8 protein-coding genes and 1 tRNA gene are annotated in these 11,255 nt (G+C 60.3%); 1 reads left to right on the forward strand and 8 read right to left on the reverse strand.

Annotation, left to right across the window (positions count from 1 at the left end; genetic code table 11):
• Nucleotides 1–308 precede the first annotated feature (308 nt).
• From VFI82_10285 to VFI82_10320, 8 genes are all read right to left on the reverse strand, one after another.
• A tRNA-Phe gene (locus VFI82_10285) sits at nt 309–384 on the reverse strand.
• Between the two features lie 282 nt (nt 385–666).
• The gene (locus VFI82_10290; protein ID HET7185064.1) at nt 667–3,276 is read right to left on the reverse strand and encodes a M1 family metallopeptidase; all 2,610 of its coding nucleotides are present in this window, start codon (nt 3,274–3,276) and stop codon (nt 667–669) included.
• Nucleotides 3,277–3,362: 86 nt separating this feature from the next.
• Entirely contained in the window at nt 3,363–4,637 is a 1,275-nt protein-coding gene (hutI, locus tag VFI82_10295) for an imidazolonepropionase (GenBank protein HET7185065.1), read from the reverse strand.
• Nucleotides 4,638–5,159 carry a DinB family protein gene (locus VFI82_10300; GenBank protein ID HET7185066.1) on the reverse strand — a complete coding sequence of 174 codons (522 nt, stop codon included), beginning with the start codon at nt 5,157–5,159 and terminating at the stop codon, nt 4,638–4,640.
• Nucleotides 5,156–6,850 (reverse strand): urocanate hydratase, encoded by a 1,695-nt coding sequence (gene hutU / locus VFI82_10305; GenBank protein HET7185067.1) that lies wholly within the window; start codon nt 6,848–6,850, stop codon nt 5,156–5,158. The genes VFI82_10300 and hutU overlap by 4 nt, the downstream gene beginning before the upstream one ends.
• Nucleotides 6,851–7,002: 152 nt before the next feature.
• On the reverse strand, nt 7,003–7,404 hold the full coding sequence (locus VFI82_10310) for a prepilin-type N-terminal cleavage/methylation domain-containing protein (protein HET7185068.1): 402 nt from the start codon (nt 7,402–7,404) through the stop codon (nt 7,003–7,005).
• Between the two features lie 60 nt (nt 7,405–7,464).
• Nucleotides 7,465–7,947 carry a type II secretion system protein gene (locus VFI82_10315; GenBank protein ID HET7185069.1) on the reverse strand — a complete coding sequence of 161 codons (483 nt, stop codon included), beginning with the start codon at nt 7,945–7,947 and terminating at the stop codon, nt 7,465–7,467.
• Between the two features lie 93 nt (nt 7,948–8,040).
• Complete coding sequence (locus VFI82_10320) at nt 8,041–10,536, reverse strand: cohesin domain-containing protein (protein ID HET7185070.1); 2,496 nt, start codon at nt 10,534–10,536, stop codon at nt 8,041–8,043.
• A gap of 154 nt (nt 10,537–10,690) precedes the next feature.
• Between VFI82_10320 and smpB the strand changes: the two genes are divergently transcribed.
• Nucleotides 10,691–11,218, forward strand: coding sequence for an SsrA-binding protein SmpB (gene smpB, locus VFI82_10325; protein ID HET7185071.1), 528 nt, complete (start codon nt 10,691–10,693; stop codon nt 11,216–11,218).
• Nucleotides 11,219–11,255 lie beyond the last annotated feature (37 nt).

Here is an 11,255-nt window from a genome sequence, read left to right on the forward strand (position 1 = left end):
CGGCGTGGAAGGTCCCGTTGGCTGGCACACATTCCGGCGCACGGTAGCGACGCTCCTGGTCGCCAACGGCGAGGACATCAAGACCGTGCAAGAATCGCTGCGGCACGCCAACAGCAAGCTGACGCTCGATCTCTATGCTCAGGCGGTCACGCCGACGAAGCGGAAGGCGCAGAGCAAGATAGTTCAGATGCTTCTTCCGGCACAGAAATCGCCGGCGGAAGAGCACGAGTCTGCCGAGCAAACCCGCTTAACAAACCCTAACAAACCCTCGCCGCTTGACCCACGTTCACGCAAGCTGTTGAAAGGTATGGTGGCCAGGGACGGAATCGAACCGCCGACGCCAGCCTTTTCAGGGCTGCGCTCTACCATCTGAGCTACCTGGCCACGCTCGTATCCGGAGTACCGCAGGAGAGGCGCCACACAAGCCGCGAACAGATCAGGGTCCGGAAAACACATTGTAGCAACCGGAAGCCGCATCCCTCAAATCAGGCCCTCGCTCCATTCAGAAAATCGGGATGCGCGGCGCTTCAACACGAGCGGCATAGCGCGTGCGCCTATCTTTCACCAAAACAGGAAACCGCAAACGGCAAGGACGCTTCTTCTCCGCGCCGCTTGCGGTCTGGCTGACTTCCCGGCCGGTCCGCGCGGTGGCAAACAAAGACCTACTTACTTTCCGGCGGCGCTTCCGTGCTCCTTCAACCACGTTGCCAGGACAGTGCTCTGCGTGTTGCGCACGCGGATACAACCATCGATCCGCTCCAATCCCTGACGTAGCGCACGCGGACCTCCGGGATCCGGATGTTGAGCGAACCACTGCTGTACGTCCTGCTTCGCCTGCTCGCTGCAAAATACGCTGGCCAACCCACCAAAACCGAAGCCCACCGTGGCGCCGAACTTCTTCTCAACTTCAGGCCAGTGTGACTTGAAGAAAGACCACGCCATATCGCGCGTCTCCGGGTTTTGCAACGAACTTAGCATGCTACGAAAGAAATCCTGCGCCCTGATTTCCGGCGTCAAAGACAAATCCAGTGTTCGCTGCGCAAGCTCCGGCTGGGAGAAATGAGTCAGACCTTCCATGTACGCATACAGCTCCTGCGGCGACTTTGCCTGCTTCATGTGTTCCATGTACTCGTCGTAAAGTTTCGCGTCGCCGTGCAGGGCCGCCAACCCGACCGCGAGTTCTCCCACGTTGGGATCCACCGAACCTGTATCTTTCATATATTGCTGGGCCACATCCGCGGATTGCCGCAGAAGCTCCGGATCGCGCCCGGAATACCCGAGCACCTCGATCACCGTCCTCCTCATGGTCTTCACGTCTTCGCTATCGCCCGGCCTTGCCTTCCAGCCGAATTTATCGAACATCGGGCGAAATTGATTCTGGACCCACGCGCGGTAGGGGCCTCGGTCTCGGTTGTCCACTACATAATCGGAGATGAACTGCACCCGTTCCGCGATCTGCTGCAAAACCTGGCGCGTGGGATCGCTGCGCATACCTTGTGCCAAACTCAGATATTGCGAGATGGGGTGCTGCCCACCTCGCGCCAATATCCACTCGTCGTTCAGCAGCGAGACACGCTCCTGTGGCGTCAACCCCTGCTCGGCAGCCCCGGCCAGTCTTGCGGTTAATTCCGGACTGTAGGCCGACCAGTAATACCCGCGTCCTCCCGCATTCACGAACACCCACGGCGAACAGCCGTTGACTTGGAACGTCTGCTGCCTTTGCGTCATCAAGTGGCAACTTGCGCTCGCGCTGGTGGCGCTCTTGATGCACACCGGGATCTGCCATAGTTCAGGGCTTCCGGCTTTGAGCAGTTCCGGATCGGTGTAGTACCGGGTTTGTGCCAGTTCAACATTCGTCTGGTTTCCGGCACATTGTGCTTTCACGCTCAGCAGCGGCGCGCCGGGCTGCTCCACCCACGTCGACATCACCTTGTCCACCGGCTTGCCGGAAGCTTTTGCCATGGCATTCCAAAAATCGGCTGCGCGCGTATTTCCGTAGGCATGCTGCGCCAGGTACTGGTTCACCCCTTTCTGGAACGCTTCTTCTCCCACCCAGCTTTCCAGCATGCGCAGCACGGCAGCCGTCTTTTGGTAAGCGATGCCGTCAAACAATGTTGCGATTTGTGCCGGGGTGTTCACCTCGCTCGCTGCCGCGTGGATGGCCCGAGTGGACTTCAGCGCGTCGATGCTCAAAGGCCCCTGCTGCGGCCAGACATTCCATTCCGGCTTCCAGGCCGCCAGCGGTTTGTCTGTCATCCAGGTCGCAAAGCCTTCATTCAGCCAAATGTCGTCCCACCATTGCATGGTCACCAAGTCACCGAACCACTGGTGCGCCATTTCGTGCGCCAATACCCCCGTGACGGCTTTGTGCTCGTTCACTCCCGAGGTCCGCTCATCGAGCAGCAATAACTCTTCGCGATAAGTGATGTCCGCCGTGTTTTCCATCGCGCCGGGCGCGAAATCGGGTAGCGCAACTATGTCGAGTTTCTGAAATGGATATTTGATCCCGTAGTATTGGTCATAGAACTTCAGGATCTGCTCTGCCGATTCCAGCGCAAACTTGCCCATGTCCTTCTTGTCGGGGGTGGCACAGATGCGGATGGGCGTTCCCTCTGCTTCGCCTTCGAGGCACTGGAAATCTCCCACCTCGAGCGCCACCAGGTAGGTTGACATCTTGGGACTGGTTGCGAACTTCAAGGTGTGCTTGCCCGAGCCCGGACCCGGCGTATCGGACACGATCCTGCCGTTGGAGATCGCCGTGTCGCCCTGGTCCACCACCGCGCTCAGGTCGAATGTCGCCTTCATCGCCGGTTCGTCAAACGACGGAAACGCCCGGCGAGCATCCGTCGCTTCGAACTGCGTCACCGCGTAATTTCGCTGCTTGGTCTTGCTCAGGTACAAACCGCGGAGTTGGTCGTTCAGGATGCCCGTAAACTTAATGTGGATCGTCGCTGGACCTGCAGGCACAGCATTCGCCAATGCCAGCGTCGCCATCTCGGCCTTCTCATCGGTCGTGACTTTGGCGGTTTGATTTGTCGATCCCGACGCAACGGTCGCGTCCACGAACTTGATCTCGGCCGCATTGAGCACGATCTTCGACAGCGGCTTCGTCACGCGAACTTGAATTGTCTCCTCACCCTCAAAAGTGGCGTTCTTCAGGTCAGGAGTAAGCGTGATCTGATAATGGCTCGGAATCACATCCCCCGGCAGACGTTGTGCCAATCCCACCGCCACCATCGCCAGCAACATCGCAACCCCGGCAAACAAGCGCTTCATGTGGCCTCCGAAAAACGAATGAGTGCAAGACACGAAATGCCGCGTCGGTTAGACGGACCAACCGGCCCATCGTTATCGCTTTTTTTCTATACGAATTGTGCCCCTGAAAGTTCCCGGATTGCGCCCGCCACCACCGTCATGCCGCACAGGTTAGAGCCAAACCAGTACGCGATTTCCCGGTAATCGCGAACTGCGTAAACGGCCAGGTCTGCATCTTTGCCCGCTTCGATGCTCCCCTTTCGTTGGCTGAGCCTCAACGCATGCGCGCCATTGACGGTGGCCGCCGCGATCGCCTCCGCCGGCGACATCCTCATGTGCGTGCAGGCCAGGGAGAGCACGAACTGCATGTTCGATGTTGGCGAACTCCCCGGGTTGTAGTCCGTAGCGAGCGCCACCGGCACGCCCGCATCGATCAATCTCCGCGCGCCGGGATATTCCATTCCCAAAAAGTAATTCGCCCCCGGCAAAAGTGTGGCTACGGTTTTTCCGCTCGCCAGGAGCTTCACCTCGGCATCAGCCACGTGGTCCATGTGGTCCAACGAAGCCGGTTCGAACTCCAGCAATGGCTCGACATTCTCCGCGCTGAGTTGACACACATGCGCGCGCGTTCCCAAGCCACGCTCGCGCGCAGCGGCAAAGATTTCCCCCGCTTCCTGCAGGGTAAACGCTCCGCGCTCAACGAATACATCCACGAACAGCGCCAGTTTGCGCCGCGCCGCCTGCGGGACCATCTCGCCGCAGATCAGGCGCACATACTGCTGGCGCCGGTCCGCAAATTCCTTGGCGATCACGTGCGCGCCGAGCAGCGTCGGCACCACCGTGCCCGGCCATTGCCGCGCCGCATCACGGATCGCCTCCAGCGACTTCAATTCCGCCTCGACGCTCAGCCCATATCCCGACTTCGCCTCCACCGTGGTCGTGCCCTGCGCCGCCATTTCGTTCAGCGCCGCCAGAATCTTCCGCGCTAGCTCTGCCCGGCTTGATTTCCGCACGCCCCCCACGCTCGATAGAATCCCACCGCCGGCCTCCGCTATCTGCTCGTAGCTTGCGCCGGCAATCCGCTTTTCGAAATCGAGTAAGCGCGCCGCCGCGAACGCCGGATGCGTGTGCGAATCCACGAATCCTGGCAGCACCACCCCGCCTCGGCAATCGATCTCTTGTACTTTTTTTCGCTGGGATTTCAGCCAGTCATCGCGTTCGGCGTCTCTGCGCCGGCCGACCGATACAATTCTCCCGCCGTGGCAGAGCACCGCGGCGTCTTCCATTAATCCGATCTCGCCCAGTGCGCGCCCGCGCCGCGGGCCCGGCGCTCCTTGCAATGTCAGAAGCTGGCCGATGTTGGTCAGCAGCAGCGCTGGCATCTATTGCATCGCCTTGCTGAACAGGATGTCGTGTCCCCAGTCCGTCTTCATTCCCTGCTGACGAAGCGCCGTCGCCAACTGCGCCCAATGCCGCATCCCGTGCAGGAACGCGTGCACAAAACACTTCCGCTTGCTGGCTGAAATCATGCCCGCGGACAGCGTTTTGAAGCTGATGGCCTTGTTCCAGTCCGCTTCCGTCGCGCGCGCCATGAACTCGCGAAATTTCGTGCGCGCAGTCGCCGCGATCCCGAACAGTTCATCGGCAGTTAGCTTGGGGAGCGCATCGGGCGCCGTTTCCGGCTGCTCCAGCAAACGCTCGGCATAGCGCAGTTCCACCAGGAAGATGTGGAACAGCACGCCGCGAACGTCGTGCATCATCGCCAGCTCCATTTTCGCGTCCAGCGCCTCCGGATGACGGCGAAACCATTCGTGCCATTGCTCGGTTTCCTGCTCATCGTGGTTGAGAAGCTCGGTATACGAGAGCGCCGCCGTGGCAGTTGCCGTCTCTGCTTGAGCTGTCATCGCTGCTCACCTTCCTTGCGCATGGGAATCCTGATTCCCTTCCGTTCCGCGAACTGGCCTGCCTCTTCGTATCCCGCATCCACGTGCCGCGCCACGCCGATCCCCGGATCATTGGTCAGCACGCGCTCTATGCGTTTCGCCATCGCGTCGCTTCCGTCGGCGACCGTTACCTGTCCGGCATGTTGCGAATAGCCGATGCCAACCCCGCCGCCATTGTGAATCGAAACCCAACTCGCTCCGCTTGCCGTATTCAGCATCGCGTTCAGCAGCGGCCAGTCGGCGACCGCGTCGCTGCCGTCCTTCATGCCTTCGGTTTCGCGAAACGGCGAGGCTACCGAGCCCGTGTCCAAATGGTCGCGCCCGATCACGATCGGCGCCTTGATCTTGCCTTTCTTCACCAAGTCATTCATCGCCAGCCCGAACTGCGCGCGCTCGCCGTATCCGAGCCAGCAAATTCGCGCCGGCAGACCCTGGAACTTGATCCGCTTCCTCGCCAGGTTGATCCACCTCGACAGAATGCGATTTTCAGGAAACAGTTCCAGCACCAGGTCGTCCGTAATGTGAATGTCCGATGCCTCGCCGCTCAGCGCCACCCAGCGAAACGGGCCTCGTCCTTCGCAGAACAGCGGGCGTATGTAGGCAGGCACGAATCCCGGAAAATCGTACGCCTGCTTCACTCCGCGCTCGAAAGCGAATGTCCGGATATTGTTTCCGTAATCGAAGGTGACCGCGCCCATTTTCAGCAGCGCCAGCATGCCTTCGACGTGGCGCGCGATTGAATCCAGCGCACGCTCCTGGTAGCCCCGCGGGTCGCGTCCGCGCAACTCCGCCGCCTGCTCCACCGTCAGGCCTTGCGGGATATATCCATTGAGAGGATCGTGCGCGCTGGTTTGGTCGGTGAGGATGTCAGGGACCACACCGCGCGCCGCCAGTTCCGGCACCACGTCAGCGCAGTTGCCCACCAGCCCGACCGAAACATTCTCCTTTTTTCGCAGCGCATTCTTCAGGATGCGCAGCGCCTCGTCCAGCGAGGTCACCATGAAGTCGCAGTACCCGGTCTTCAGCCGCTTCTTGATTCGCTCCGGGTCAACTTCAATCCCGAGAAATGCGGCCCCCGTCATGGTAGCCGCCAGCGGCTGTGCGCCGCCCATGCCGCCCATTCCGCCAGAGACAATCAGCTTCCCTTCCAACTGGCCGCCCAAACTTTTCTCGCCCGCGGCGGAAAACGTTTCAAATGTGCCCTGGATGATTCCTTGCGAACCGATATAAATCCACGATCCCGCCGTCATCTGCCCGTACATCATCAGCCCCGCGTGTTCTAACTCGCGAAACTTTTCCCAGTTCGACCAGTGCCCCACCAGGTTGGAATTTGCGATCAGCACCCGCGGCGCGTATTCGTGCGTCTGGAAAACCCCCACCGGTTTGCCGGACTGCACCAGCAGCGTTTCATCATTTTCCAACGACTTCAGCGCGCGCACGATCGCGTGGTAACACTCCCAGCTTCGCGCCGCTCTTCCCGTGCCGCCGTACACCACCAGGTCGCGCGGGCGCTCGCCTACCTCCTCGTCCAGGTTGTTCATCAGCATGCGCATCGCGGCCTCCTGCTGCCAACCTTTGCAGGAGATCTGCGTCCCCCGTGGCGCTTTTACTGGGACATAGGTGCTCTGTGTGATTTCCGTTTCCACCGGCATAACCGATGATGGTAGTCCTCAAGATCGGAAAGGTTCAACTGGAAGGGATCGGAAAGGTTCAACCGAAAGGGCGGATTGCCGAACTGCCGAATGGGAAATTGTCGTATTGCAATTCCGCAGTTCCGCAATTCGTCATTCCGCAATTCAGCGGCTCACCAGGTGTTATACGCAGTGCCGTCCGATGCCGTGCCGGTCGATCCGCTATGCACGTCGGTAATTCCCGGCTGGTTCTGATCGACGCTTTCCAGCACGTCTTCCTGCACGATCTGCCAGGTGTCGCGCGAGGCGGTGAATGGATCTTTTGGAATTTCGCGGAGATACCCGCCGTCCGACACCAGGTCCTGCAGCGCCTGCGGCGCTTTCCCCTTGTCCATTGTGTACTGGTCGATCGCCGACCGCATGGTGAAGAGGTCCTGCCGCAGCACCGCTTCTTTGGCGCGGAGGATGGACTGGCTGTAAATCGGGACCGCGATGGAGACCAGGATCAGGATGATGCTGATCACCACCATCAGCTCGATGATGGTGAACCCTCGCGAACTTTTGCTCCTCAACAATTTCAGACTGTTCCTCAAATCACCTGATCGCCAGGTCAGAAGATCGCTCGATGGTCAATGTTACCAGTCGCTATACTTGGTTCCATCCAGACCGGTTCCAGTGGACTGGGTGTAGACGTCAAACACGTTGTCGCCGCACCAGGACTGCGAATCCGGATCGTCCTTCATGCAGCGCTTGCCCCAATCGTCTTTGCCGGTCATCGGATCGATGGGAATCTTCCTCAAGAACCGCACTTTCTTGCCGGCCACGTCAACGCCCTTCACCAGCGTCTCCAGGTCGGGCGGGTAGCCTTCCGTCCCCAGCTTCACCTGGAATGCGCCCCGGTCGGCGGCGTCCTTGTAGCGGTCGATGGCATCCCTCAACTCCCAAAGATCGCGGCGCAGCTCACGTTCTCTGTCGCGGCGAATTCGCACCCGGGCCAGGGGAATAGCCGCGCCGGTCAGGATGGCCAGGATCGTGATCGCGACAATCAATTCCACCAGCGACAGGCCACGCTCGCGGCGCCGTCGCCAACCGGTCCCGGTTTTCTCAGGATTCCGCAAAGACACAACTCTCAGGAAAATCGGCTATACAAATTTTAGATGATTCCCCGCCCGCCAGAGAACCCCGGTTTGGGCCGCCTTGTTCGCTGCCAGCTATTTCACCGTCACCATCGCTTGACCGGGCGTGACTTGCACCGGCTGCATCGCCGGGTCGCGAGCTCCGGCGCGCGTGATCGCCAGTGTCGATTGGCCCGCCGACTTGGCCATGAACGTCAGGGTGAACACCGTGCCTGTTCCCGACACCCCTCCCGAACCCGGCGGACGTGTCGCCGACACCTGCTCCAGCCCCGGTCCATCTTCGCGATGAACGATGACCACCGGCTGCCCGTCGCGCGACAGAAAACTACCGTTCGAGACGTTGAGCAACTGCAGCGACTTCGGATCGTAGCTGAGCTGCACCGGCACCGAGAACAGATTGTTGGCGCCGCTCACCGTCACGTTCACCGCGAAGGTTGAACCCACAGCAGGCGTCACCTGCGGCGGATCGAAGCTCATGATCGCCGCCCCGCTCGTGCCCTGGGGCGGTTGGGTCGCTGCCGGTCCCGTCTGCGGCGGCACAGGCGCTGGTACTGCTTGCGCCGGTTGCGTCGGTATGGGAGTTGCTTGTGCCGGCGCCGCCTGCGCGCCCGGCATCATGGAATTTTGTCCCGTGGCCGATTGCGGCTGTGCCGGAGCCTGGGCGGTCACCGGGCGTGCCGCCGAGGCGCTGCCTCCATTGCCGTTTGGAGAAGGCTTGGGCGCGGCGCGGCGCAACCCGATAGCATTCGCGGTCCCGACCTCAATCGCTCTCAAATTCACGTCATTGACGTCCTGGCCGCGAATAATGTGCGGAATCAGGACGAACACGATCTCGTTGGTACGGCGTTCCGTATTTTGCGACGAGAACAGGTATTTCAGGATCGGCACCTGCGACAGCCATGGGTACCCGTTGACGCTTTTCAGCACATCTTCCTCTAGCATCCCGCCCATCAGGCTGACTTCGCCCTCCCGCAGCCGGATGGTATGCTCCACGCGCCGCTGCCCGATCACCGGCTGGTCGATGCCGCCGATGTTCACGTGCGAACTCACCGACGAAACTTCCATCGTGATCTTCAGCGTCACTTCGTGCGCCGCGTGCACGGTGGGCTGCACGTCGATGTTCACGCCGACGTCGATATATTGGAATTGCGTATTGACCAGCGGGTTGATGCCGACGCCGCCGATGCCCGGCTGGAACGACCCGGTCGCTACCGGCACGCGATCGCCGATCTTCAGCGTGGCTTTCTGTCCGTCGAGCGCGCGTATCTGAGGATTCTGGATGATCTTAGTATCGCTGTCTGTAAAAAGAAAATTTGCGGTTGCGCCTGGGATGGTCACCAGGAAATCGTTCGAGGTCAGGTTGGCCAGCTTGTTGAGCGTGAGTCCCGTCGTGCCTGAAGTCGTGGGAGTGGTCGTCGTTGTAGTCGTCGTCGTCCCGGTGGTGGTCGTAGTCGGGGTTACGTTGTTCTGGAGCTGGATGCTGGCACTCGTCGGCGGGGACAGTCCCAGATTTTTCAGCTTGTCGCGGCTCACCTGCATGACCGCGATGTCCACAACTACTTCCGGACGCGCCTTGTCGAGGTCGGTTACCAATTTTTCCGCTAACGCCACCTGGTCCGGAGTACCCCGGATCACAATCGCGTTTTGCGTCGGCAGCGAAATTACGCGCGTGATCTCCACCACCGTTCGCAGGGTGTTGACCACATCCTGGATCTCCGTCGTCTGCGCCAGGTTCGCCAGGTAAAACGTCTTGACGACGTTTTGCTCAATTTCCGTCCGCTTTGCCTTGGTGTCCGTCGCAACGAAGATCGTGTTCGGCGTCACCGCCCGCCAGAACGTCTTGGATTCCAGCGCCACAATTTCCAGCGCCTGGTACAGCGATACATTGTTCAGGTCGATGGTAATGCGCCGCGACACGTAATCGGGATCGAACAGCACGTTAACGCCTGCCAGTTTCCCGACCGCGGTGTACACATTCTTCGTGTCTTCGGTCATGCGCATCGTGATCGGGACAGCGGAGATCGGCTTTAATTCTGCCGGTCCTTCCGCCTCAGCCGCCATCCGGCCGAGGTCAGTCACGCGCGAGGGAGCAGCCGCCTGCGGACCTTTGCCCTTATCCATCTCCTGCGTACGCCGGATTTCCTGGCGCGCGATGTCCGACGATGGATCGATTTCGGCAGCGCGCATGAATTCCACCAGCGCCTGCTGCAAGTTGCCGTCATCGCGCAGTTTCTGGCCGCGATGCACGTGCGAGGCCCCAGCCTGGAACCGCGATCGCTCGAAAGCGGCGCGGTAACGAAGCTCCTTGGGCTTCAGGTCGTACGCCTGCTTGTAAAATTCGTACGCCTGCTCCCAGTTCTGGCGAGCTTCCGCATCTCGACCTTTGTCGTAAAAACCCTTGGCTTTGTCGGCAGCCGCGGGCAGCGCGAGGGTCAGCACCAGCAGAAAGGCGGTGGCCAGGCGCCCGAATCGGACAACTCCCCACCGCGCGCCGCTGTTGCGCGCATTTGGATGCGATCGCAGACCGGCCCTCCAAGTCTGCCGAAGGCTTTGTCGTTGTAGCAGATGCATGAGAACGCAAATTATAACATCAGGCTTCCGCCGCAAAGCGACCGTTTGACGTGGCACCTTGGATGCAAACCTCGTGCTAGCATGAAGGTTTCGGGTCATGCGGCGCGCCTTGCTGCAGGGGGGGCGCGTCGTAATTTGAGGGGCATTTATTTCCATGGCACGGCAGGCGGCACATCAAACCCGGCCTAATCCGGAGAAAAACCCGCGCCGCGATCCGGTGGCCGCCGGATTGCGAGATGCCACCGTCAATCGCGCCGCCGCCCACAACTACTTCCTGCTTGAAAAGTTCGAGGCCGGCATCGTTCTTACCGGTACCGAGGTGAAGTCCATCCGCGCCGGCCATGCCAATCTGAAAGACGCGTACGCGCTCGCCAAGGACGGTGAACTCTGGTTGCTGAACGCCCATATCGGCCATTACGAACACGGGAATATCTTTAATCACGCGCCCTTGCGCACCCGAAAATTGCTTGTCCACGCCGCGGAACTGCGGAAGCTCATTGGTAAAACTCAGCAAAAGGGTGTCACCTTGATCCCCACGCGCATGTACTTCAAGAATGGCCGCGTGAAGGTGGAGATCGCTTTTGCCAAGGGCAAGCAGCTTTGGGACAAGCGCGAAACCGAGCGCCGCCGTACGGCGGACCGGGAAGCTCGCGAAGCAATCGCGCGTTCGCGTAAAACATAGGACTCATGAGGAATGACCGGATCCCATGAACTTGCGT

The sequence above is a fragment of the Terriglobales bacterium genome, assembly GCA_035691485.1.
Classification (GTDB): domain Bacteria; phylum Acidobacteriota; class Terriglobia; order Terriglobales; family Acidobacteriaceae; genus JAIQGF01.